The organism is Salinibacter pepae (genome assembly GCF_947077775.1).
Taxonomy (GTDB): Bacteria; Bacteroidota; Rhodothermia; order Rhodothermales; family Salinibacteraceae; genus Salinibacter; species Salinibacter pepae.
This window is the reverse complement of sequence record NZ_CAMTTE010000001.1, coordinates 572,470-596,602: the sequence shown is the minus strand read 5'-3', so window position 1 is coordinate 596,602 and position 24,133 is coordinate 572,470. Positions and strand designations below refer to the sequence as shown.

Annotated in this window: 20 protein-coding genes, 1 tRNA gene and 1 pseudogene; 13 read left to right on the top strand and 9 right to left on the bottom strand. The window is 67.1% G+C overall.

The genetic code is table 11. From position 1 onward, the window contains the following. Positions 1 to 47 precede the first annotated feature (47 nt). Genes serS through OJA40_RS02585 form a run of 6 tightly spaced genes read right to left on the bottom strand, consistent with a single transcriptional unit; the run spans position 48 to position 6,616 of the window. Complete coding sequence (serS, locus tag OJA40_RS02610) at positions 48 to 1,334, bottom strand: serine--tRNA ligase (protein WP_208427024.1); 1,287 nt, start codon at positions 1,332 to 1,334, stop codon at positions 48 to 50. A gap of 46 nt (positions 1,335 to 1,380) precedes the next feature. Next, positions 1,381 to 2,304 carry a dTDP-4-dehydrorhamnose reductase gene (gene rfbD / locus OJA40_RS02605; RefSeq protein ID WP_208427025.1) on the bottom strand — a complete coding sequence of 308 codons (924 nt, stop codon included), beginning with the start codon at positions 2,302 to 2,304 and terminating at the stop codon, positions 1,381 to 1,383. 44 nt (positions 2,305 to 2,348) lie between these two features. Further along, on the bottom strand, positions 2,349 to 2,795 hold the full coding sequence (locus OJA40_RS02600) for an RNA polymerase subunit sigma-54 (protein WP_263791239.1): 447 nt from the start codon (positions 2,793 to 2,795) through the stop codon (positions 2,349 to 2,351). A gap of 49 nt (positions 2,796 to 2,844) precedes the next feature. Beyond that, complete coding sequence (locus OJA40_RS02595; RefSeq protein WP_208427026.1) at positions 2,845 to 3,399, bottom strand: acyl-CoA thioesterase; 555 nt, start codon at positions 3,397 to 3,399, stop codon at positions 2,845 to 2,847. 51 nt (positions 3,400 to 3,450) lie between these two features. Continuing rightward, positions 3,451 to 4,728, bottom strand: coding sequence for an asparagine synthetase B (locus tag OJA40_RS02590; RefSeq protein WP_208427027.1), 1,278 nt, complete (start codon positions 4,726 to 4,728; stop codon positions 3,451 to 3,453). 46 nt (positions 4,729 to 4,774) lie between these two features. Beyond that, positions 4,775 to 6,616, bottom strand: a complete 1,842-nt coding sequence (locus OJA40_RS02585; protein WP_263809890.1) for a tetratricopeptide repeat protein — start codon at positions 6,614 to 6,616, stop codon at positions 4,775 to 4,777. 224 nt (positions 6,617 to 6,840) lie between these two features. Here OJA40_RS02585 and OJA40_RS02580 point away from each other — a divergent pair, with 224 nt between their 5' ends. The 9 genes and pseudogenes from OJA40_RS02580 (at position 6,841) to OJA40_RS02540 (ending at position 16,936) form a co-directional block, all read left to right on the top strand. Then, entirely contained in the window at positions 6,841 to 8,046 is a 1,206-nt protein-coding gene (locus OJA40_RS02580; RefSeq protein WP_263809071.1) for a 1-deoxy-D-xylulose-5-phosphate reductoisomerase, read from the top strand. Positions 8,047 to 8,115: 69 nt separating this feature from the next. Continuing rightward, on the top strand, positions 8,116 to 9,558 hold the full coding sequence (gene rseP / locus OJA40_RS02575; RefSeq protein WP_263809072.1) for an RIP metalloprotease RseP: 1,443 nt from the start codon (positions 8,116 to 8,118) through the stop codon (positions 9,556 to 9,558). A gap of 87 nt (positions 9,559 to 9,645) precedes the next feature. Next, positions 9,646 to 10,572, top strand: a complete 927-nt coding sequence (locus tag OJA40_RS02570; RefSeq protein ID WP_272506853.1) for an isoprenyl transferase — start codon at positions 9,646 to 9,648, stop codon at positions 10,570 to 10,572. Positions 10,573 to 10,867: 295 nt separating this feature from the next. After that, positions 10,868 to 13,276, top strand: coding sequence for an outer membrane protein assembly factor BamA (gene bamA, locus OJA40_RS02565; protein WP_263809888.1), 2,409 nt, complete (start codon positions 10,868 to 10,870; stop codon positions 13,274 to 13,276). 141 nt (positions 13,277 to 13,417) lie between these two features. Then, entirely contained in the window at positions 13,418 to 13,942 is a 525-nt protein-coding gene (locus OJA40_RS02560; RefSeq protein WP_263791230.1) for an OmpH/Skp family outer membrane protein, read from the top strand. A gap of 69 nt (positions 13,943 to 14,011) precedes the next feature. After that, on the top strand, positions 14,012 to 14,611 hold the full coding sequence (locus OJA40_RS02555; RefSeq protein WP_208426891.1) for an OmpH/Skp family outer membrane protein: 600 nt from the start codon (positions 14,012 to 14,014) through the stop codon (positions 14,609 to 14,611). A gap of 145 nt (positions 14,612 to 14,756) precedes the next feature. Beyond that, complete coding sequence (gene panB, locus OJA40_RS02550) at positions 14,757 to 15,590, top strand: 3-methyl-2-oxobutanoate hydroxymethyltransferase (RefSeq protein ID WP_208426890.1); 834 nt, start codon at positions 14,757 to 14,759, stop codon at positions 15,588 to 15,590. Positions 15,591 to 15,664: 74 nt separating this feature from the next. After that, a complete protein-coding gene (surE, locus tag OJA40_RS02545) occupies positions 15,665 to 16,483 on the top strand; it encodes a 5'/3'-nucleotidase SurE (protein WP_208426889.1) in 819 nt (272 codons plus the stop codon). Between the two features lie 33 nt (positions 16,484 to 16,516). After that, a pseudogene (locus OJA40_RS02540) lies at positions 16,517 to 16,936 on the top strand (secondary thiamine-phosphate synthase enzyme YjbQ). A gap of 8 nt (positions 16,937 to 16,944) precedes the next feature. On the opposite strand, the gene OJA40_RS02535 reads toward OJA40_RS02540, so the two are convergent. After that, positions 16,945 to 17,979 carry a mechanosensitive ion channel family protein gene (locus tag OJA40_RS02535; RefSeq protein ID WP_263809887.1) on the bottom strand — a complete coding sequence of 345 codons (1,035 nt, stop codon included), beginning with the start codon at positions 17,977 to 17,979 and terminating at the stop codon, positions 16,945 to 16,947. Between the two features lie 36 nt (positions 17,980 to 18,015). Continuing rightward, positions 18,016 to 18,909 (bottom strand): bifunctional methylenetetrahydrofolate dehydrogenase/methenyltetrahydrofolate cyclohydrolase FolD, encoded by an 894-nt coding sequence (gene folD, locus OJA40_RS02530; protein ID WP_263809886.1) that lies wholly within the window; start codon positions 18,907 to 18,909, stop codon positions 18,016 to 18,018. A 242-nt stretch (positions 18,910 to 19,151) separates the two neighbouring features. Between folD and asd the strand changes: the two genes are divergently transcribed. The 3 genes from asd (at position 19,152) to OJA40_RS02515 (ending at position 20,967) form a co-directional block, all read left to right on the top strand. Further along, positions 19,152 to 20,243 carry an aspartate-semialdehyde dehydrogenase gene (gene asd, locus OJA40_RS02525; RefSeq protein ID WP_208426886.1) on the top strand — a complete coding sequence of 364 codons (1,092 nt, stop codon included), beginning with the start codon at positions 19,152 to 19,154 and terminating at the stop codon, positions 20,241 to 20,243. Between the two features lie 78 nt (positions 20,244 to 20,321). Next, the gene (locus tag OJA40_RS02520; protein ID WP_208426885.1) at positions 20,322 to 20,846 is read left to right on the top strand and encodes a GNAT family N-acetyltransferase; all 525 of its coding nucleotides are present in this window, start codon (positions 20,322 to 20,324) and stop codon (positions 20,844 to 20,846) included. 45 nt (positions 20,847 to 20,891) lie between these two features. Next, a tRNA-Gly gene (locus OJA40_RS02515) sits at positions 20,892 to 20,967 on the top strand. Between the two features lie 384 nt (positions 20,968 to 21,351). Here OJA40_RS02515 and pckA read toward each other — a convergent pair. Then, positions 21,352 to 22,959 (bottom strand): phosphoenolpyruvate carboxykinase (ATP), encoded by a 1,608-nt coding sequence (gene pckA / locus OJA40_RS02510; RefSeq protein ID WP_208426884.1) that lies wholly within the window; start codon positions 22,957 to 22,959, stop codon positions 21,352 to 21,354. A gap of 260 nt (positions 22,960 to 23,219) precedes the next feature. On the opposite strand from pckA, the gene OJA40_RS02505 reads away from it, so the two are divergent. Continuing rightward, a complete protein-coding gene (locus OJA40_RS02505) occupies positions 23,220 to 24,083 on the top strand; it encodes a UbiA prenyltransferase family protein (RefSeq protein WP_263809885.1) in 864 nt (287 codons plus the stop codon). Positions 24,084 to 24,133 lie beyond the last annotated feature (50 nt).

Sequence of the window (24,133 nt, the reverse complement as noted above, 5' to 3'; positions counted from 1 at the left end):
CGTCACGCATTCCGTCACGCATCACGCCACGAGACACGCGTTCCGCATCACGCTTCGGCCCCGATTCGGGCAAACCCGGTGTACGGGTGGAGCGCCGCCGGCAGTTCGATGGAGCCGTCGGGCTGCTGATTGTTTTCGAGGAGGGCCGCCACGATGCGGGGAAAGGCGAGGCCGCTTCCGTTGAGGGTGTGGACGAGTTCGGGCTTGGCCTCCGGCTCGGGCCGGTAGCGGATCTGTGCGCGGCGGGCCTGAAAGGCCTCGAAGTTGGAGACGGAGGACACTTCCAGCCAGCGTTCCTGTGCCGCGCTCCACACCTCTAGGTCGTACACTTTGGCCTGTGTGAAGCCCATGTCGCCGGTGCACATGAGGAGGCGGCGGTAGGGAAGGTCGAGGGCGTCGAGGGCGCTTTCGGCGTCCTGCAGAAGCGCGTCGAGCGCGCGGTAGCTCTGGTCGGGGGGCACGATCCGCACGAGCTCGACCTTGTCGAACTGGTGCAGGCGGTTGAGGCCGCGCACGTCCGAGCCGTAGCTTCCGGCCTCGCGCCGCCAGCAGGGCGAGTAGGTGCAGTACCGACGGGGCAGGTCGTCGGCCGCGAGAATCTCGTCCCGGTGAAAGTTGGTGACGGGCACCTCGGCGGTGGGGATGGGGTAGAAGTCGTCGCGCGGAATCTCGTACATCAGGGCATCCTTGTCCGGAAGCTGACCGGTGCCCCTTGCGCTCTCCGGATTGACGAAGAGCGGGGCCTGCATTTCGGTGTATCCGCGCTCCCGGGCGCGGTCCAAGAAGAAGTTCAGGAGGGCCCGCTGGAGCCGAGCCCCCTTGCCGAGGTAAAACGGGAACCCGCTTCCCGCCACCTTTGCCCCCCGCTCCAGGTCCACGAGATTGTGCCGGTCGGCCAGCTCCCAGTGCGGCGCCGGGTCGAAGTCGAACGCGGGCATCTCGCCGACCGTCGCCTCGACCTCGTTGTCGTCCTCGTCCGCCCCGACCGGAACGCTCGGGTGCGGAATGTTGGGGAGCTCCAGCACGAGCTCCTCCTGCCGGGCCTCTGCCTCCTGAACCTCCTCCTTCAGGCGATTGATCTTCTCCTTCATCCGGCCGGTCTTTTCGATAATCGCCTCGGCCTCCTCGTCCTTGCCCTCTCGCTTCAAGGCCCCGATTTGCTGCGAGAGCTCGTTCTGACGGGACTGCACGTCCTGCAGCTCCGTGATGGCAGACCGGCGCGTCTCGTCGACCTCGAGGAGCGTGTCGACGAGGTCGGGCGAGCCGATGCCTTTGGCCCGGAGGGCCTCCTTGACGCGGCGGGGATCGTTGCGGACGGTGTCGAGGTCGAGCATGAGAGTGCGGGGTCCAGAGTGGAACGGACGAGGGAAACGATACAGGTTACGAGCCGGAGAAGCCCTGCAGGGACTCCTGCACGTCGCGGAGGCCGGCGTCGAGCGGGCGTGGGGCGTAGTCGAGTTCCTCCCGGGCCTTGTCGATGACGAAGCCGGTGCGCGGGGGGCGCTCCACGGCGTCCTCGAAGAAGCTGCTCGGCACGGGCTCGACCAGGGAGGCGTCGAGCCCAAATTCCTGCGCCACCGCACAGGCCAGCTCGTAGACCGAGACCATCTCGGCCCCGGACACGTGATAGATGCCGGTCGCCTCGTGGTGAAGCAGGCGCTCGATGCCGTCGGCCAGGTCGTCGACGTGCGTAGGGGTGCGATGCTGGTCGTCGACGATGTGGAGGGACTCTCCCTGGGACAGCTGGTCGGCAACCCAGAGGACAATGTTCGAGCGGCGGAGGTCCCGGCCCGTGCCGTAGAGCAGGACGGTGCGCACAATGGCCCAGTTGGCGCGCCCGGCCTCCCGCACGGCGTTTTCGCCCGCCAGCTTGGTGCGCCCGTAGTAGTTGACGGGGTCGGGGCGGGCCTGTTCGTCGTAGGGCCCGCGTTTGCCGTTGAAGACGAAGTCGGTCGAGACCTGCACGAGGCGGGCCCCGCTGGTGCGGCAGTGCTTCGCCAGTGTTTTGACGGCACGGGCATTGACGGCCCACGCCTCGCTTCGGCGCTCGTCGCACCGGCCCACGTCGGTCATCGCGGCGCAGTTCACGACCACGTTGGGGGTAAAGTCCTCGAAGATTTGGGCCACGTCGTCCGGCTGCGTCACGTCGAGCGGGGCGTAGCCGCACGACCCGTTTTCGAACCGGGGGGCGTCGTCCCGAGCGGTCGCGAGCACGTCGTACTCGCGGTTTTGGCTGAGGCGATGGACCAGGGCCTGCCCGAGCAGTCCGTTGGCGCCGGTAAGGAGAACGCGGTTGAACAGCATAGGGGGCCGTTGCGGGACGCCCGTCAGGAGTAGGGGCGCAAGGGTCAGGGGAAGCGGAGGTAGTAGCGGAGGCCGGCATTGGCGTCAACCGACACCTGAGTACTGGGCAAGAACCGGAGGACGGGCGTCACATGCAAGAAGACCTCGAAGCGTTCGGCGTAAAAATTGAGTCCAACCTCCCCACTCAGGCCGAGGCGCAGACGGGGGGATTGTGCGAGCCGGGACGGGCCAACGACCACGCCGGGGCCCGCGAAGAGGTGAAGGGGGGAATCGGGAAGGGGGCGCTCCCAGAGCCGGTGCACGTGACCAACGACAAAGTCGTCGCCGTCGGTGCTGACGATCCCGTCGTACACGACGGGGGACGAGCGGTACCACTTGAGGGCCAGCCCGCCGGGGCGGCCGACCTGGAACCCGGCGCCCAGGGCCCCGGGCTGTCGCTGGGCCACGGCCGGAGAAGCGGCGGCAATCAACAGGGCCAGAACAAGCAGCATGGGGGCCGGTACCCGGGCTCGGCGATGCCCTGGCGCAGCGCCGGTCGGTTCACGCAGGGGCATCCGTCGAGTGCTGTAGTGCCGTCAGCATGTCTTCTTTCAGGCTCGCCGCGTCCTCGAGCTCCTTGCGCCCGGCGAGCACGAGGCGAATGTCGCGCCGCTTGGCGGCGGCCTCGTAGCGGTTCTGCTCCTGGTCCGTGCTGGGGGCCACGTCCGGGACGGGCACCGTGCCGCCGTCCTCGTCCAGGGCCACGTACGTGTAGAAGGCGCGGTTGCACGCCCGGTGCGTCTCTTCGAGTGGGTTTTCGGCCCACACGTTGAGCTCCACCTCCATCGACGTGCGGAAGGCGCGGTTGACATGGCTCTCAATCACGACCACCTCCCCCTCCCGGATGGCCGACTGAAACTCGACGCTATCCACGGCGGCGGTCACGCAGACGCGATTGGCGTGCCGCTGGGCGGAGATGGCCGCACACTTGTCCATGAGGTGCAGCAGCCGGCCGCCCATCATGTTGCCGAGGCCATTCGTGTCGTTGGGGAGGACGATCTCGGTCATCTTGCACTTGGAGGCCGAGACCGGTTTGGGGGGACGGGACGAGCTCATGGAAGTGGGAATGAAGAAAGGGAAGCGAACAGAGGCAGCGCGCCGCGGGCGTCAGGTCTTCTGTTTCTTTTTCTTGGCGGCGGGGAAGAGGATGTTGTTCAGAATAAGCCGGTAGCCGGGCGACTTGGGGTGCAGCGACAGATCGGTGGGCGGGTCCCCCACGAAGTGCTGGTAGTCTTCCGGGTCGTGGCCGCTGTAGAAGGTGAACGTGCCCTGCCCGTGCGTGCCGTGAATGTACCGCACCTGTGGACGGTCGGGGGCCTCCCCGAGCACCACCACGTCCTCCTTCAACACGTCCTCGTTGAAGGCCGTGGCCTGCCCCACGAACCCCTTGACGGTCGCCACGTGATTCTGCGTGAGCATGCTGGGGACCGGGTCCCACTTGGCGCTGAACTCAAAGAGGGTAAAGTAGTCCAGCGAGGGGTCCCGCATCTCCGGGGGCGGCGGGCCCACGTCAATGTTGGAGTGCTCGTACTCGCGGGCGTTGAGGTTGGGGGTGAAATCGCGGAAGGCGAGTGTGTTGCTGAAGTCGAGCTGGTCCAGCGCGTTCGGGTCCACCGCGTCCCCATCGTACTCCTCGGGCACAATGTCGGTCTGGTGGGCGGCGAGGGCGATGTCGAAGGTCTCGGTGCCGGAGCACATCGAGAACAGGAAGCCGCCCTGCGCGACGTACTGCTTGAGGCGCTCGGCCACGGCCAGCTTCAGCTGGCTCACCTTGCGGAACCCAAACTCTTCGGCCGCCGCTTCGGCCCTGTTCTGTTTTTGGATGTACCAGGGCTCGTTGCGGTAGCGGATGAACTTGCCGAACTGGCCGGTGAAGTCCTCGTGGTGCAGGTGCAACCAGTCGTAGGACGCGAGGTCGCCGTTGAGCACCTCCGCGTCGTAGATCACGTCGTGGGGCACCTCGGCGTACTCCAGGGCCAGGCGCACGGCGTCGTCCCACGGCACGGCCCCTTCCGGCGCGTACACGGCAATCTCAGGGGCCTTCTCGAGGGGCACGACGGACTTGTTGCTGCCGTCGGCCTCCACCTCCGCGATAATCTTCGACGCCCGCCCGGCGCTCACGGGCGTGAAGGTGACGCCGCGGACCTGCAGCTCCTGACGAACAGCATCGCTGGCCTCGGCGAGGAACGCCCCGCCGCGGTGATTGAGGAGCCAGTCGACCGTCCGGCCGTCCTGGAGCGCCGCGTAGACGGCCCCGTAGGCCTTCAGGTGGTTCTCCTGCTGGTCGTCCATCGGGATGAGCAGGTCCTGCGCCGCGGCCAGGGGCGTGGTGACGACGCAGACCACGAACGCAGCGGCAAGAGCACAAACGGACCGGAGGCGCATCGTAGAGGCAGCGGGTTGGGAAAAGGCGTTTCGGGAGCACCGGGCGTCAGCCCTGAGACCGGCGGAGGACACGAAGGCGGCTCCGGGCATCCCCTGCGAGGAGGGACGTGGGGTATTCCGACAAGAGGCGGTCGTAGGCCTCGACGGCCGCCGCGGGGCGGCCATTTGCCTCCAGGAGTGACGCACTCTGGAACAGACTGCGGTCGGCGTAGGGGCTGCGCGGATGCCGCTCCGGCACGGCCCGAAACGCCGCGAGGGCCGCCGAGGTGTCGTGGCGGGCGAGGTGGATGTGGGCCCGCCGGAACCGAGCGTCGTCGGCGAGCGGGTGCCGCGGGTGCCGCCGCAGGAGGGCATCGAGCGAGTCGAGCGCACGGCCGTGGGCCTGCTGCCGATCGTAGAGCCGAACGCGAGCGAAGGTGCGAAGGGGCGTGTCGAGCGAGTCGGGGCCGCGGGCCTCCTGCAAGAGGGTTTTCAGCGCGATGGCGTCGTTGGCCACGTCCGCCGATGGGTTTTCGCTGATGGAGGAGGCCCGGGCCGCCGTGGCGTCGAACTCCCCCTGGTAAAAGTGCAGGAGCGCCAGTTCGTACTGGGCCTGGTCGGCGAGGTCGCTCGACTGCGCGTTGGCGGCCAGGCGGGAAAAAAGAAGGCGGGCGCGGTCGAGCGAGTCCCGAAGGACCGCAATGCGGCCCCGTTGATACTGGCCCTTCTCGGCGGCCGTGGTTTCTGGGTGATTCGACACGAGCTGGCTGAGGGTCTCCTGGGCGCCGTCCAGGTTGCGGTAGGCGTCGATCTGGAGCGTCCCGAGCCGGAGAAGGGCTGCCGGATAGTCCGCGTGCCCCGGGTTCTGGCGAAGGAACGTTTTGTAGGCCGTCCGGGCTCGGGCGTACCGGACAGAGTCTTGGGCGGCCGTGGTGGAGTCGGCCCCCTCACTGGCCCAGCGGCGGTAGAGGTCGCCACGGAGCTTCTGCGCCTCCGGGGCGACGCCCGACCGCGGATACTGCTCCTGGATGGCCTCGCAGGCCCGAGTGGCCACGCCGTAGCGCTGCGCGTCGGCGGCCCGGCGGGCGAACCCGAAGAGGATCTGCCCCTGGCGGTCCCCGAGACGGTCCAGGGCCCGGTACTCGTCGAACGCCGCCGCGTAGTTGTCTTGCTCCGTGTGCAGCCACGCCAGGAGCGTCCGGTAGGCCTCGTTCAGGGGGTTCTCCCGAACCGTCTGCTGGAGCACCTGGATGCTGGCCGCAATGCCCTGCCCCTGTTCGACAAACGTCCGAAGGCGGCTCCGAACGTAGTTGAGGCGGTTGGGGGCCTCGGCGAGAAACGCGACGTACTCCTGCATGGCGGCCTCAAACTGGCCGTCCAGGCCGTACAGGTGGGCGAGCTCGGTCCGGAACGCGTCGGGCTGGTCGAGGGCGGCGCGCCCCTTCTGGAGGACCGCGATGGCCTTGCGGAACTGGCGCAGCTCGGCCAGGGTGTTGTAGACGGTTCGGTACGTCTGGGGCTCGTTAGGGGCGAGTGCGAGCGCCCGATCCCACGTGGCATCGGCGGCGTCCCCCTCGCCCTTCTGGTACTGGAGACGGGCTTTTTCGGCGAGGCGGGAAACGGTCGGGGGGGAGCCGATGCGCTCCTCCACCAGCCGGAGGGCGTCGCGGTAGCGCTTGAGGCTCTCGTAGGCCTGCTTCAGCTTTCGGTAGAACGCCGCATTCTCCGGGGCGTTGGCGTAAAGCGACTCCAGCAGGGGAAGGGCGCGTTCGGGCCGGTCGGCACGGAGGAACTCGTTGGCCCGCTGGAATTTCCTCAGTTGCGTGCTGTCGGACCGCTGGGCATGGGCGGGGCCGGCCACGGGCCCGAGCAGGAGCCCGAGGGCGAGCACGATCAGCAGGCAGCGCATGCCTTCGGCGGAAAGGACCCGTGGCAGTCGGGGGCGGGGCACGGCAGGGGGAGAAGGCGTGCGGGGAAATCCGGTACGTCCAGCGACGGGGGCATCCCGGTGGTGGACAGTGGTACCCTACGGCACGCCCGAGACGGACGTTTCCGTGCCCGGGCCAACCTCGCGACGCGGCGACCGGCGGCGCGGCAGGTTCAACTTTTCCTCGTTTAGTGTGGCACATCTTCATGGACGCATTCTCTCAGAACGGAACGACGGACCCGGAGCCGCGCCGGCTCGCCCTCCTCGGGGCGACCGGGTCGATCGGCACCCAAACGCTCGAGGTGGTCCGGCTCTTTCCGGACCGGTTCGACGTGCGGGTGCTCACCTGCCGACAGAATGTGGAGCGCCTTGCCAAGCAGGTGCAGGAGTTTCGTCCCGAGTGCGTGGCCGTCGGGTCCGCCGAGAGCGCCGAGGCGTTCAAGAAAACGCTGCCGGCGGACGCGCCGGACGTGCGGGTCCTCGTGGGGACGGAGGGGCTGAGCGAGGCGGCCACGCGGTCGGACGTGGACGTGGTGCTGGGGGCGGTGGTCGGCTTTGCGGGGCTCCGGCCCATCCTGAGGGCGGTGCGGGCGGGGAAGCAGGTCGCCCTCGCCAACAAGGAAACGCTGGTCGTGGGGGGCGCGCTGGTCACGCAGGCCGCGGCGGACGGAGGCGGGCAGCTACTGCCCGTCGACAGCGAGCACTCGGCGATTTTTCAGTGCCTGGCGGGCGAGTCCGAGCGGGCGGTCGAGGAGCTCGTGCTGACCGCGTCCGGCGGGCCGTTTTGGGACCGCCCGGCCGAGACGTTTGGCGACATCACGGTGGAGGAGGCCCTCGACCATCCGAACTGGTCGATGGGGGCGAAAATCACGGTCGACTCCGCCACCATGATGAACAAGGGGCTGGAGGTGATTGAGGCGAAGTGGCTGTTCGACGTGCCGGTCGAGCGCATTCAGGTGCTCGTCCACCCGCAGTCCATTGTGCACTCGATGGTGTCGTTTGCCGACGGGGCCGTGAAGGCGCAGCTCGGCGTCCCGGACATGAAGGTGCCCATTCAGTACGCGCTGAGCTACCCGTCCCGCTGGCCCGCCGCCCACGAGCGGCTGGACTGGGACGAACTCTCGCGCCTCGACTTCGAGCGGCCGGACCTGGAGAAGTTTCCGTGCCTGCGGCTCGCCTACGACGCCCTGGAGGCAGGGGGCACGGCCCCGGCCCTCCTGAACGCCGCCAACGAGGCGGCCGTCGGGCGCTTTCTGGAGGGCCAACTGGGCTTCCTGGACATTCCCCGTGCCGTTGAACGGGTGCTTGAGCAGCTCCCCGTGCAGCCCAGTCCCACCCTGGACGATCTGGTGGCGGCGGACACGGAGGCCCGCCGGCGGGTCGAGGAACTCCCCCTACCGACATCAAATTGAACGACAGGATGAATCTGTCGCTGCCTTTCTACTGAGGCGTACTGGCCTCCCGGTCCTCACTGCTGCTGTATGGAGCTTGTAGTCAGCGTTCTCACGTCCACCCTCTGGGTGCTCCTCGCACTCACCATCCTGGTGTTCGTCCACGAGCTGGGCCACTTCCTGACGGCCAAGTACTTCGACATGCGGGTCGAGCGCTTCTCGATCGGGTTTCCGCCGACGCTGTTCGGGCGGACGTACGGGGACACCGAGTACGCAGTGGGGGCCACGCCGCTGGGCGGCTACGTGAAAATTAGCGGCATGATCGACGAGAGCCTCGACACCGACCACGTGGAGGCCGACCCCGAGCCGTGGGAGTTTCGGGGAAAGCCCGTCTGGCAGCGCATCATCGTGATCAGTGCCGGGGTGATATTCAACGCCGTCCTGGCGATCGTGATCTTCGGCGGGCTAAGCTGGAGCGAGGGCGAGACGTACATCCCCGCGGAGAACGTAGAGCAGGTGTACGTGGAAGCGGGATCGGTCGCCCACGATTTGGGGCTGCGAACGGGGGACCGCATCGTCCAGGTGAACGGCAGCGATTTTGAGCGCTTCCGGCAGGTGGAGCCGTCGTCGCTCATTGCGGCGGACACGCTGACCATCACCGTCGTCCGGGACGGAGAGCGACAGACCATTACCGGCCCCCCCAACTTCATCTCGCGGCTGAGCCGCGCCCGGAGCAACGAGCAGGGCTTTGGGCTCGGGTTTCAGCCTGCGCTCATTGGGGCCGTGGAGGCCGGCAGCCCGGCCGACTCGGTGGGGCTGCAGACGGGAGACCGGATTTACGCCCTCCAGGGCGATACGGTGCGGTTCTGGCGGGAAATGAGTGCACGTCTGCAGCAGGCAGAGGGGGCGCGGGTGGCGATGCGGTGGGTTCGTCCAGACTCTCTCGTCGGGGAGTCGGACCGGTCGCGGTCGCCACGAGTCGTTCGGCGCACCGGTCAAGGCGTCGTGCTTGCGGACTCGGTCGCCGCCCGCTACGATTCGGAGCGGGAGCGGTACCTCCTCGGGGTTCGAAGTCCCAGGGCGAGCTCGGTGACGCGGCAGGCCCTGTTCGACGAGTTTGGGATCCGGACCGTGACGTACGGCCCCCTGGCCGCGCTGAAGGCAGGGGCCGTGGACACCTGGACCTACGGCCGCAACATCGTCGTTACCCTGAAGCGGATTGCGGAGGGGCGCGACAGCCTGACCGACAGCCTCGGCGGGCCGGTGATGATCGCGGACGTCACCAGCGAGGCAGCGGCGGCGGGGGCCACTGCGTACTGGCGGCTCATCGCGGCGCTCTCGATCACGCTGGCCATCATGAACATCCTCCCCATCCCGGCGCTGGACGGCGGGCAGCTGTTGTTTCTGCTCTACGAGGCGGTCACGCGCCGCCGCCCCTCCGTGCGGGTGCGGCTCGTGGCCCAGCAGGTGGGGATGATTTTGCTGATTGGGTTCATGGCGTTCCTCATCTTTAACGACATTCTGCGGCTGTAGTCCAGGGGCCGGGGGGCTCTCCGGGAGGGCGGTTGACACAAAGGGCGGTTGACACAAAATGCGTAGGCAGGGCCGTTGACCTTCGAGGTGGCGCCTCGTAGGTTACCATCCTGTTGCACTTCGCAACACCGGGGAGAGTGCGTCCCCCATCGTGCGTACATTCGGACGGAGCGACGTAGTCCCATGGCATCGTCTCGGCATCCCTCAGCGAACGGATCCGCCCAGTGTGAAGCGGCCGAGCTCAGTGACGATCAGCGGCAGCGTGCCCTCCGGGACCGGGGAGAGCTCCCGGCCCACGTGGCCTGTATCATGGACGGGAACGGCCGCTGGGCCCAGGAGCGGGGCGAGGCCCGGGTCGTGGGGCACCACGAGGGCGTGACGTCCGTCCGCGACGTGACGGAGGCCTGCGCGGAGCTCGGCATCGACTACCTTACCCTCTACACGTTTAGCACCGAAAACTGGGAGCGGCCCGACGCGGAGATCAATGCGTTGATGGAACTTCTGGTACAGACCGTGAAGGAGGAGCGGGACACGCTGATGGAGAATGGGGTGCGGCTGCAGACCATTGGCGACCTGTCCGAGCTTCCCGGGTCGTGCCAGGACGCCCTCCGTCAGACCAGACGGGACACGGCGGAGAACGACCGCATGACGCTGACCCTCGCGCTCTCCTACAGCGGGCGCTGGGAGATCGTGCGGGCCGCCCGGGACCTTGCCACCAAGGTCGAAGAGGGAGAGTGTTCGCCGGACGACATCGACGCGGCCCTGTTCGAGGAGCAGCTCGACACGTCGGGCATGCCGGACCCGGACCTTCTGGTCCGGACGGGGGGCGAGTTTCGTCTCTCCAATTTCCTGCTCTGGCAGAGCGCCTACACGGAGTTCTACATCACCGACGAGTTCTGGCCGGCGTTTCGGCGGCCCCAGCTGTACGCGTCCATTCGCAGCTACCAGGACCGAGACCGACGGTTCGGCCGCATCGAGCGCGCCTCCGCCGACGATCCCGGCCATGGGACGTAGCGGGAGGCGATCGGCCTGGACGGTCTTTGGTCGGGGGAGAGAATAATTCCCGGGGAAGGTGCGTTAAAGGAAGTGCGCACGTCCGGTCCCCCGAAACTGCCCGCGTGGACTCCTGTTTTACCGGGCTGATTGCCATACAACGACGTTCTTCAACGAGCGCCCAATCAGCATGCGCCTACGGCTGCCCGCTTTTGTTCTCGCTGTGCTCTTTGTCGGTGCGCCCCTTGCCGGGACTGCACAGACGACGAGTCCCGCGTCCGGATCGGGCAGCGCGGCCGGGCCACGCCCCACGTTCGTGGTTGAAGACATCCAGGTGCGTGGGGTGGAAGATGCGCAGACGCGCCAGTTCGTTATCCAGTCGAGCGGCCTGGCGGCGGGCCAGGAAGTGACGCTCCCGTCCGGCCAGGCCATCAGCCAGGCCATCCGCGCCATCTACGACCTCCGAACGTTCTCGGACGTGTCCATTCACCGGACCGACCAATCGGGGGGCAACGTGACGCTCGTCATCGACGTGACGCCCGAGCCCACCCTTACCGCCTACAAGCTACAGGGCATCGACGATGGGGATCGTGAGGACCTGAAGAAGCAGATCCCCCTCCTGAAGGGAAGCCCCGCTCGTCCCTCCGACGTGGAGCGGGCCAAGCAGATCATCAAAAACTTTTACAAGGACGAGGGCTATCTGCGGACGGACGTCAGCGTGCAGCGCACGAGCACCCAGGACAACCGCGTCCGACTGGTCTTCAACGTAGACCGGAAGGAGGAGATCGAGGTCGAGCGCATCCGCTTCCTCGGCAACGAACGATTTGACGATGGGGACCTGCGGGGGGCGATGGAGGAGACGCGCGAAAACCGCTGGTGGCGCATCTGGAAGGGGGAGCAGTTCAAGCGGGACGCCTACGAGGACGACCTTGATCTCGTCATCGATCTGTACCGCGAGCACGGCTACTACGACGCCCAGATCGTCCGGGACTCGGTATACTACATGGGAGACGGCGGGCTCGGGATCGACGTGAAGGTGCGGGAGGGCGACCAGTACTACGTGCGCGAGGTCGACTGGGAGGGCAACAGCGTCTACCCGGACCGGGTCTTGTCCGAGCAGTTGGGGCTCACGGAGGGCGAGGTGTACAACGGCAAGGCCCTCGACGAGAACCTATACGGCAGCGGGCGGCAGAGCGGGGTGCTGGGCCTCTACATGGACCGCGGCTACATGCGGGCGGACGTGCAGCCAACGGTGCGGGTCGCAGCGGGGGACTCGCTCGACATCACAATGGACGTGCGGGAGGGAGAGATCTACAACTTCGGCGACATCAACATCACCGGCAACACGAAGACCAAAGACTACGTCATTCGCCGGGAGCTGTACACGGTGCCCGGCGATCGGTTCAGCCGGAGCGCGATTCAGGAGTCGATTCGCCGCCTCAACCAGCTGGACTACTTCAGCCAGGAGTCCCTGTCCGGCGGGCCCGACATCAGTGTCGATCAGGAGGAAAAAGAGGCGGACGTCAGCTACAGCGTTGAGGAGGTGGGGAGCGACCAGCTCCAGCTCTCCGGAACGTTCGGGCAGTTCGGGCTCGTCCTCCAGCTCGGATTTCAGTTCAACAATTTCTCGGCCCAGAACCTGTTCGAGGGCGACGCCTGGCGCCCGCTTCCGTCCGGCGACGGCCAGAAGCTGAGCGTGAACGTGCGGACCAACGGCACCTACTACCAGAACTATTCGCTCTCCTTCACGGAGCCCTGGTTCGGGGGCAGCCCGACGCCGGTCGGGGGCTCGGTGTCGTACTCGAAGTACACCCGCTCGGTCTTCGGGGGACGCAGCGCCTCTCGTGGCATCCGCGACGGCCGGTTTCAGAACATCTCGGCCAACCTGTTCGTCCGCCAGCGGCTAAACTGGCCCGACGACAAGTTTATGGTCGGGTCGCGCGTGGGATTTCAGCTTTACGACAACCGGGGCCGCGATGCGAGTACCGGAAATCGGCGTCCCCTCTTCGGCAGCGTCCCGTACGGCACCAACCAGTCCATCACGTTCCGGCAGTCGCTGAGCCGCAATTCTGTCGACAACCCCACCTTCCCCCGCACCGGATCGAAGGTGTCGCTCTCGGTGGAGGTGGCCCCGCCGATCGGCGACCTGGTTCAGTACCACAAGTGGCGGCTCAATTCGAGCTGGAACGTCCCGATTGGGGAGAACTTCTCGTTCGGCGTCGGGACCAACTTTGGCTACATCGGCTCCATCACCGGCGATCCGGTCCGGTTCGAGACCTTCGAGGTGGGCGGGACGCCGTTCGACTACCAGGGCGGCACGTTCGGGACGGACCCGGTCTTCATGCGCGGATACCCGCGCGGCGTGATCGGTCCGCTCAACCGCACCCGGGGGGGCAACCTGCAGCCCCAGGGCGGCCAGGTGATGAACAAGTACACCTCCGAGTTTCGGTGGAAGGCGGTCGAGTCGCAGCAGCTGCAGGCGCGTCCGTACCTGTTCCTCGACGCGGCCAATGCGTGGAACAGCCTGAACGCGTACACCCCCAACGACCTGTACCGGTCGGCCGGAGTGGGCGTGAAGCTGTTCCTTCCCATCGTGGGCATGATCGAGTTTAACTACGGATACAACTTTGAATCCTACCGCTCGCTCGAAACGGGCAACATCGAGTCCCCGGGCTGGTCCTTCCAGTTCTCGCTGGGGCAGGGCTTCGGCGGGGGCGGACGCTAGTGGAGGGAGGAGGGACGATCGCTCGCGTACACAAAGCCGGTTGCCGACCCGAGTGCCATGCAGGATCAGCGATGCGGTGGAGGGGGCACGGTCCGGGACGTTTTCGGTCCCCCTACGCGACATCTGGCCCGCGTTATCGTGATGGCCGCCGCGCTGTGCGTGCTGTGGGGGGGCGAGGCACGCGCCCAGCAGAAGATTGGGTACATCGACTCGCAGGCCATTCTGGAGAAGCTTCCGGAATATGCGAGCGTGGAGCAGAAGCTCGACCAGTTGGAGGAGGAGTGGCGCGCCGAGATCGAGGCCCAGGAGGAAAAAGTACAAGTCCTGCGGGACGAGTACCGGGCGTGGGAGCTGCTCTACACCGACGAGGAGCGTCGGCAGAAGCAGGCGGCCATTCGGAAGGCCCGGGAAAAGGTCGACCGGCTACGCCAGCGATACTTTGGGCCGGACGGCCGGCTCTACACCCGGCAGCAGGAGCTCATGCGCCCCATTCAGGAGCGCATTCTCGACGCTACGGAGGAGGTTGCCACGGAGGAAGGGTACGACTACGTCTTTGACAAGAGCGAGAAGGTGCTCTTCATGTACGCCCGGCAGGACCACAACTTGAACCGCCGGGTGCTCCGGGCACTCGGGATCACCCCCGAGCAACAGACGGAGGGGCAATGACCGAGCCCCCATTCGCACGAACACGTTGCATTCATCAGAAAACCAGCTTTCGGAACAGATCCTATGGCCATGTCAAATCGAGTTACAAAGTCCCTCTCCCTTCTTCTTCTCCTCGCGGCGATGGCCGCGATGCCGGTACAGGCCCAGAAGATCGGGTACGTCGACCAGCAGGCCGTCCTGGTGAGCATGCCGGAGATGCAGGAGGTACAGCAGCAGGTGCAGCAGGAAATGAAGCAGCAGCAGCGCGAACTCCAGCAGCAGCGGCAGCAGTTTCAGAAGCGGGTCAAGCAGTTTCAGCAGCAGCAGTCGCTGCTCGACGATTCGGCGCGCGCCGAGCGCGAGCGCGAGCTGCAGAAGCGTTCGCAGGAGCTCCGGCGAGCGGCCCAGCAGCGCCAGCAGCAGATGCAGAAGAAGCGTCGCAAAATGATGCAGCCCCTTCTGGAGAAGCTCCAGGGAGCGATTGACAAGGTGGCGGCCCAGCAGGAGCTCGACATGGTTCTACGTCGACAGGTCCTTCTCTACGAGGACGAAACCAGCGAGCGTGTGGCCGACATCACGCGCGATGTCGCCGGGGAGCTTGGCATTTCGCTCACGCAGTCGCCCGGCGAGCCGTCCCCGACCCTGGATCAGAACGCGCCGCCGGCTGGGGGGAGCGGGGGCGGCCAGTAGCCCTAGGGCCCGGGTCTTCAACGAAGCGCCCCTCCCTCCGAGCGGGCCGGATCGGTGAAGCGAACCGGTCTGGCCCCGGGCGGAGGCCCCCCGACGCGTTGTGCCGTCGGGGCGGACCGTCTCGTCTACTTGACACCACGACCTTATGGGTGCCGACTCTTCCCCCCCGGACGTTGCGGACGTGCCGCGCGTGACCACCAAGACCGTTCAGGAGATGAAAGAGGAAGGGGTGCCGATCGCCGCACTGACGGCGTACGACTACACCTCGGCCCGGCTCCTGGACCGGGCCGGCGCGGACGTGCTGCTGGTCGGCGACTCCGCGGCGAACGTGATGGCGGGGCACGAGACCACCCTCCCGATGACCCTCGATCAGATGATCTACCACGCGCAGTGCGTGGTGCGGGGCATCGACCGGTCGCTCGTGGTCGTCGACCTTCCGTTCGGCGCGTACCAGGGGGACCCGACGGAGGCCCTCGACTCGGCCATCCGGGTGATGAAGGAGGCCGGGGCCCACGCGGTGAAGCTGGAGGGGGGCGCGCCGGTGGTCGAGGCCGTGGAGCGGATGGTGACGGCAGGCATCCCGGTGATGGGCCACCTGGGCCTGACGCCGCAGAGCATCTACGACTATGGCACCTACCAGGTGCGGGCCCGCGAGGAGGAAGAGGCCGATGCGCTTCGCGCCGACGCCAAACGGCTCGAAGAGGCCGGGTGCTTCGCCGTCGTGCTGGAAAAGATCCCCGCCGAACTGGCGGCGGAGGTGACCGCGTCCCTTTCCATCCCGACGATTGGAATCGGGGCCGGCGACCAGACGGACGGGCAGGTCCTGGTGTCCCACGACGCCCTCGGGCTGTCGACGGACTTTGAGCCCCGGTTCGTGCGCCGCTACGCCCGCCTCGACGAGACGATCATCGACGCGATCGGCGCGTACGTGTCGGACGTGCGGGACCGGTCGTTCCCCGACGAGGGCGAAAGCTACTGATCCCTGTGCGTGCCGCTGAACTGCGTTCACGGCGGGGCGTCTGTTCTTCTTCACGTCGAAGTTTCCCACCCCCCATGAGCAGTCCTGCGTCGGGCGACGAGCCCCGCATCCTTCTGTGCAACGACGACGGCATCCACGCCCCCGGCATCCAGTCGCTCGCGTCGGCCCTCGACGGGCTGGGCGAGCTGTTCGTCGTGGCCCCCACCACCGAGCAGAGCGCCGTGGGGCACGCCATCACGGTCCGCGATCCGGTTCGTGCGCACCGGGAGGAGTTTGAGGTGCCGTCCGGCCCGATTCCCGCCTGGGGCGTCACCGGAACGCCCGCCGACAGCGTTAAGCTTGCCTGCCACGAACTGCTCGACGCGCCGCCCGACCTGGTGGTAAGTGGCATCAACCAGGGCCCGAATACGGCCGTAAATGTGCTCTACTCGGGCACCGTGAGCGCCGCCACCGAGGCCTCGATTCTGGGGCTGGATGCCCTGGCCATCTCGTTGTGCGAATGGTCGAAGCCGCAGTTCGAGGTGGCGGGGCAGTGGGCCCGCCGCATCGTGGAGTGGGCGCTCGATCGGGGGCTGCCGCAGGGCGTGCTCCTGAACGTGAACGTGCCGGCACTGTCGGCGGAGGAGATCGAGGGGGTTGCGCTCACCCGTCAGGCGCGGGCACGATGGGAGGAGGGATTCGAGGAGCGGACCGACCCGGCGGACCGGCCCTACTACTGGCTCGCCGGGACCTTCGTGAACCTCGACGACGGAGAGGAAACGGACCTCTCGGCCATCGAAGAGGGCTATGTGTCCGTCACCCCGATCCAGCACGACATGACGGCCCACGACGCCTTCGAGGCCTTCGGGACGTGGAACTGGGACGAGTCGGCCGGCCCCGATGGCTCTGAGTAGTGCTGTTTCCTGCAGACAGTCGTCAGCCCGTTCATGGCCACCCACCAGGACCGCATCGAGCTGTCGACCGACGGGCACCGGGATATGCACGACCTGACGGACCCGGTGACGGAGATCGTTCGCGCGTCCGGCATTGACGCAGGACTCGTGCACGTGCACAACGTCGGCAGCACCGGGGCCGTCGGCACCATCGAGTTCGAGCCGGGCCTTCAGCAGGACCTGCCCGAAAAACTCGACGCGCTGTTTCCGCCGGAGGCGACCTACGCCCACGAGCAGCGCCGGCACGACGGCAACGGCCACTCCCATCTCTAAGCCACCACGCTGAGTCCGTCGATCACCGTGCCGGTCGGGGACGGCGCGCCGATCCTCGGCACGTGGCAGCAGATCTTCCACCTCGAATGCGACGTCACGCCCCGCGAGCGGACCGTCGTGGCAACGGTGCGGGGAGATTGAGTCGCCCCTCACTCTGCCGATGAGTCCTCTCCGTTTGCGGGGTCGTCCACGGGGGCGAGAAGATCCGACCCCTGGAGCGCCTTCGCCTCGTCGAGAAAGAGTTGACGGTGGGGAAAGGGGATCTCGATGTCTGCCTCGCGCAGTTTTTCGCGGACCTTCTCCGTGTACTCCCAGCGCAACGGCACCTCCTGATCCGGGTTGCGGGTGTAGAAGCGGAGGGCCATGTTGACGCTGGAGTCCGCCATCTCCGTCACGACCACGCTGGGGGCCGGCTCGGTTAGGACGCGGTCGTCGCCTTCGAACAGAGAGAGGAGCGCCGCCCGGGCCTCGTGGGGCACCTCCTTGTAGGCAATGCCGAAGGAGACGTCGATCCGCAGCACATTCCGCTTGGTGTGGTTCATCAGCTCCTGCGTGATCATGTGCGTGTTGGGCAGCACCATGGTCCGGTTCCGGACCGTGCGGAGGCGCGTGGAGCGGAGCGTAATCTCGTCGACCTGCCCGTACTGGTCGCCAATCTCGATGTAGTCGCCCACCTGGAACGGCTTGTCGACGAGGACCGTGACGCCCGCGATGAAATTCTCCAGCGAGTCCCGCGCCGCGAATCCGGCGACGATTCCCGCAATGCCCAGACCGCCGACCAGCACCGCGACGTTGACGCCGAGCTGGTCGAGGACCACCGTGCCGATGAAGAAGAACGACGCCACCCGGAAGGTCTTCAGCAGGAGGCTCTGGAGGCCCGGCTCGATGCTGTCGCTGCGATCCAGGGCGCGCTCGGACGCGAGGTACAGCGCCCGGTAGATGATGTACAACAGCAGAAACGCCGCGAGGGACTGAAGGCCCCGCTCGGTGAGCAGCCCCAGGAGGTACAAGGCCCCCGACGTGAGGTGGTCGTAGAGTCCCTCCCAGTTGCCATCCAGAAAGAGCCGGAGGCCGTCGCTAAAGGCGTTGTTGAACCTGTTGGCGGCCTCACCGACGGGCCCCGACTGGGCCGTGGTGTCCGTCCGTGTTTGGAGCCGCTGGGGAATAGACTGGGGAGCCACCATGGCGCCGGAGGGCAGGATGGAAGAGAACAGCGGGCGCTACGCCGACGTGGCCCGCAGTCGCGCCGCCTTGAGGGTGTTCTTCAGAAGCATCGCCCGGGTCATGAGCCCGACGCCCCCCGGCACCGGCGTGATCCGGCGGGCCTTCGGCCGGACCCCTTTGAAGTCAACGTCGCCGACGAGTCGGTAGCCGCGGTCGGTGGACGGGTCGTCGACCCGGTTGATGCCCACGTCGATCACGACGGCATACTCCTTGACCATGTCGGCGTCGATAAAGGCGGCCTGGCCGGCGGCGGCGACCAGCAGGTCGGCCCGGCGGGTGTGGGCGGCGAGGTCCTTCGTTCGGCTGTGGCAAACGGTCACCGTGGCGTTGGCCGTGCGGCGCAGAAGCAAATTGGCGAGGGGTTTGCCCACGATGTTGGACCGCCCTACGATCACCGCGTCCATGCTTTCCGGATCGATGTCGGAGCGGGACAGCATCTCCATGATGCCGTACGGCGTGGCGGGGACGTACCGCGGGGTGCCGCGCATCAAGCGGCCCAGGTTTTCGGGATGGAAGCCGTCCACGTCCTTCGACGGGTCCACGGCGTCGATCACGGTTCGCTCGTCGACGTGGTCGGGGAGGGGAAGCTGTACGAGGACGCCGTCGACCGAGGCGTCGGCGTTTAGGTCGTGCACCAGGTCGAGGAGCTCACTCTGCGACGTGTCGGCGTCGAGGTGATGCGTGTCGGTCTCGATGCCCACCTCCGCGGCGTCTTTTTCCTTGCCGCGCACGTAGGCCTTCGACGCCGGGTTGTCCCCAACGAGGACGGCGGAGAGAAACGGGGGGCGGTGGTCGTCGGTCCAGGCCTGGATGTCGGCCTTGACCTCGTCGCGAACGGCCTGAGAGAGGGCTTGTCCGTCGAGCAGGTCGGCGTCGGAAGCGTCGGGCATGGAAGAACGGGGAGGCGGGTCGTGAGAACAGGGCAGAATGGCACTTTCAATCTACAAAACGACCGGGCACGCGCAAACCGCCGCACACGAAGAATTGGGGACGATTGCGGGGCCGGTCTCGGGGAGAGGAACATGCCCGAAAACCGCGGGGTTGCAGCCAACTGATTTCGCAACGGAGGCTTGCAAGTGGCCCACCGGGCGGGACGATTCTTCGTACTCTCTTTCGAGCCGGCTGCATGATCATGCACGAGCACGACTATCGGGTTGGCATTTTGGGGGCGACGGGCGCCGTGGGGCAGACGTTCATCCGCCTGCTCGACGACCACCCGTGGTTTACGGTCACGTCCGTGGCGGCGTCCGAGCGCTCGGCGGGGCGTCCGTACCGCGACGCGGCGAACTGGCTGAGCGGACAGCCGATTCCGCCGTCCGTCGCGTCCCTCGAGGTGCAGTCGACGGAGCCGGAGGCCATGGACTGCGACTTCGTGTTTTCTGCGCTCGACTCCTCCGTGGCGGGCGAGATTGAGGAAGCCTTTGCGAGGGCGGGCGTCCCGGTCGTCTCCAACGCCAAAAACTACCGGCAGCACGACCGGGTGCCCCTTCTCATCCCGGAGGTGAACCCCGGCCACCTTGCCCTGATCGATGAGCAGTCGTGGGACTCCGAAGGCTTCATCGTCACCAACCCGAACTGCTCCACCACCGGGCTCATCTGCGGGCTCCACCCCCTGATGGACGCGTTCGACCTGGAGGCGGTGCAGGTGACGATGCTGCAGGCCTTGTCCGGGGCCGGCTATCCGGGCGTGCCGTCGCTCGACGCGGTGGGCAACGTCATCCCCCACATCGGCGGGGAGGAGGAGAAGCTGGCGACGGAGCCCCGCAAGATCCTGGGTACGCTCGACGGCGACCGCATCGAGCCGGCGGCCCTGACCCTGAGTGCGCAGTGCACGCGCGTGCCGGTCCGAAACGGGCACCTGGCCTGTGCCTCCGTGCGGTTCCGCGATGACATTGAGGCCGAGACCGTCGCCGACGTGCTCCGCACCTTCCGGGCGCCCGCCGTGACCGAGTCGCTCCCGAGCCGCCCCGACCCATTCGTGCAGGTGCTGGACGCGCCCGATGCGCCCCAGCCGCAGCGGCACGTGGAGGCCGGGGGCGGCATGACCGTGTCCGTGGGGCGGGTGCAGGACTGTCCCGTCAACGACGTCAAGTTCGTTCTTCTCTCGCACAACACCGTGCGCGGGGCGGCCGGCGGGGCCCTGCTCAACGCCGAGCTGCTGGCGTCGGAGGGCTACCTGGATCGCGCCCGTGCCGACGCCGCCACAGAGCCCGCCGCAGGGTAGCGGGGCCTGTCGGGTTGCCCGTGGCCGTTCCGCCTACACATCCCATTCTTGCACCCTCCACTCTCACCCCCTATCCCCATGGCTTACCCCGACGTGCGACGCGCCCAGCCCGACCACCAAACCGCGGTGGGGGACCTGTGGGCACAGCTTCTCGACGAGCAGGAGGCGATGGAGGAGCGCTTCGGCGTCGCGGAGGACGCCCGGGACCGGTGGGAGAATGATTTCCCGCAGTGGCTCGACAACGAGACGTACCGTATATACGTGGCGGAGGTGGACGGCGAGGTCGTGGGCTTCGCCACGGCCCATCGGTGGGGCCCGCCGCCCATCTACGCGGAGAGCTCAGAGGTTTTCATCGACGAGCTGTATGTTCGGCCGGACGACCGGCGGCAGGGCCTGGGGAGCCAACTCGTGCAGGCGGTGCGCGACTGGACGGGCCGAATTGGGGCGCAGCGCCTCCGCCTCAATGTCCTTGCCGCGAATGAAGAGGCCCGCGCCTTCTGGGCCGCGCAGGAGGCGCGTCCGCTCACCGTGACGCTGGCGGTTGAGCACGAGGGCGCCGAGGACGCGACGGACGACGAAGGATCCAAAAAGATTGGCTTTTAGCGGAACGCTCCCCAGACAGCCTCGTCTCAAGGATTGCATTACCATGCGGGCGTAGCTCAGCGGCTAGAGCATCTGCTTGCCATGCAGAAGGTCGTGGGTTCGAATCCCATCGCCCGCTCCACATACAGACAAGTCGCAACGCCCCGCCCTCTCATCGAGAGCGGGGCGTTTTCTATTTTTGCTGCGGCCTCTAGGCCGGTCCCTGTATCCACCGAGAACAGAGAGTCACCCCGGTGTGGGCCGTCGGCCGGCAAGGGGCGTCCGCCGCTAGGGCAGTTGTAGGGCCACGGCCAGAACCAGCGTCAACATTCCCGCGGCCAGCCCCAGGAAGATGAGGTCCCACCGAACAGAGGAGGGCCGGTTGGAGACGGGCCGGTTGGAAGAGGGCGACTCGTCGTTGGAATGTATGGGGCACCCACTCATTGCGTGACAGAAGTCCCAAGAGTCTTTGGGTTTTGGTAGACCTGAGGCATACGCCCCTTCCCCGCGGATGCTCCCTGCGCCGTCAGCCACGGATGGTTTCCAATGACGGGCCGGCGGTGCGGACCTCGGTCCCAACCTGTTCCACGTAGGTCTCGAAGTTGTCGGCGAAGGCGTTCACCAGGTCGCGGGCGTGCTGGTCGTAGGCCTGCGGGTCGTCCCACGTCTGGCGCGGCGTGAGAACGGAATCGGGCACGCCGGGCACCCGGTCCGGGATGGAGAGGCCGAACACCGGATCACGGGTGCGGGCACCGTTTCCTAGGGTGCCGTCCAGAATGGCGTCGACCATCGCCCGGGTGTGGTCGAGTTCGATTCGGTGCCCCACGCCGTAGGGCCCACCGGTCATGCCCGTGTTCACGAGCCAGCAGTCGGTGTCGTGGCGGCGGATCTTTTGGCCGAGAAGCTCAGCGTACACCGACGGGTCGCGCACCATGAACGGCTCGCCAAAGCAGGTGCTGAAGGTGGCCTTCGGCTCGTTCACCCCTGCCTCGGTGCCGGCGACCTTGGCCGTGTAGCCGCTCAGAAAGTGGTACATTGCCTGCGCCGGCGAGAGCTCCGAGACCGGGGGCAGCACGCCGAACGCGTCGTAGGTCAGGAAGAGAACGTGGTCCGGATGCCCGCCCCGGCCGTCCGAGGAGGTGTTGGGAATGTAGTGGAGGGGATAGGAGCCGCGCGTGTTTTGGGTAATCGTGTCGTCCGAAAAGTCCGGCTCGCGGGTATCGGGGTCCACGATGACGTTTTCCAGAATGGTCCCGAACTCCTCCGTCGTGCCGTGGATCTCGGGCTCCCGCTCGGGGGTGATGTCGATCATCTTCGCGTAGCAGCCGCCCTCAAAGTTATAGACGCCCCGGTCGCTCCAGCCGTGCTCGTCGTCCCCGATGAGCGTGCGGCTCGCGTCGGCCGAGAGGGTCGTCTTGCCGGTGCCGCTCAGGCCAAAGAAGACCGCGGTGTCCCCGTCCTCGCCCTCGTTCGCCGAGCAGTGCATGGGCAGTACGCCCTCCTCGGGGAGCATGTAGTTGAGGACCGAGAAGATGGACTTCTTGATCTCGCCGCCGTAGTGGGTGCCGCCGATCAGGATCAGGCTCTGGGCGATGTCGACGAAGACGGCGGCCTCGGAGTGGGTCCCGTCCCGCTCCGGGTCGGCCTCGAACTCGCAGAGGTCCACCACGGTAAAGCCGGGCTCGAACGAGTCGGGCACAGGGCCGTCGGGCCGCACGAACATGTTGCGCGCGAACAGGCTGTGCCACGCCTTTTCGGTGATGATGCGGACGGGAAGGCGGTACGATTCGTCCCAGCCGGCGTAGAGGTCCTGCACGAAAAGATCGCGCCCCTCGGCGTGCTCGGCCATCCGCTCGTGCAGATGATCGAACGTGGCCCGGTCCGTGGGCTGGTTCACCTCGCCCCAGTTGATCCGGTCGGCCACCGACGCGTCCCGGACGATGAACCGGTCTTTCGGGCTCCGGCCCGTGTACGGGGCCGTGCGGGTCACGAGCGGGCCGCCCGCGGCGAGCTGCCCCTCGTTGCGATCGAGGGCCTCTTCGTAGAGGCGGGGCCGCTTCAGGTTGTAGTGCACCGCGGCGGGGGCGAGCTGGAGGGAACGGAGGTGAGACGTCACGTGGTTGGGGAGGGGCATCGTGGCATCGGGTTGGTCCGTGAAGTCCATGCGAGAAGCGCCTCCCCCCGGAGGGGTCGGCAGGAGACGAGACGGCTTTTGGAAGCGCTTCCGTATTGGCCAGCATTTATCCTAATCGTTTCGACGGAGAATTGCCATGAACAATTCGTTGGGGCCCCGACCGGGCGGAAGGGTGTGGGGAAATTGGAGTACGACTTTACGCTTTCGTTAAAAACCCCGCACCGGGCACAGGGCGGCATCCACGACGCGCTCCCCGCTGTATGTCATCACCACGTCCCGTCGGTTCGTCGAAATTCCGACCGGTCGATGCGCTATACCACGATCCGGCGCCGGTGGGCGGCGTCGCCGTGGCGTTGTTGACGGGCACGTACGGGCTCTTCGGCCTGCCCGTGGACCTTCCGCTGCTGGTCGTGGGCTTTTGCGGCGTCACGCTGATCTACGCGGCGGATCGGGTGTGGGGCCCCGCCCCCGAAGATCGGGTCAACCGCCCGGATCGGGTGGCGTGGGTTCGGGCGCATCAGGGATGGCTGGCGGTCGAGACGATGGGCCTGTTCGCGGTGGGCGGGGCCCTGCTGCCGTACCTGGCGTGGCCCACCCTTCTGTGGACGGCGGTGCTGGGGAGCGTTGCGGTCCTCCATGTGCGGTGGGGGGCAGGGGAGCGACCCGTTCTGGTGGGGCTTGCGAAGCCGGGGGCCATCGCCACGACCTGGGCTGCCGGGGGGGCACTGCTTCCCTTCGTGGAGGCGGGGGCCCCGGTCGGGATTGGGGCGCTCTTGTTCTTCGGGGCCCGTACGCTGTTCATCCTGCCCAACCTGCTGCTTGCAGACTGGGGGGACCGCCGGGGCGACATCAAGGCCGGCCTGGCGCCCTGGGCGCCGCGGTGGACGCTGCGACGGGTGCGTTGGACGGCAACGGGGGGGCTCGCCGCTGCGGCCCTTGGGGCCCTGGGGTGGGCCGTTGTTGCGAGGGCCCCGGTACTCGTGGGGATCGACGCCGTGGGCCTCCTGCTCATGGGAGGAACGGTCTGGGGGATGGACCCGACGCGGCCCCGCGACGCCTTCCTCGCCGACCTGGTCGTGGCGTGGCCCGTGGTCCCTGGGCTCGCGGCATGGATGATCGTCTGACGAAGGCCGTCGCGGGGAGGAACCTCAGCCCGCGCCGGTGTATCACGTGG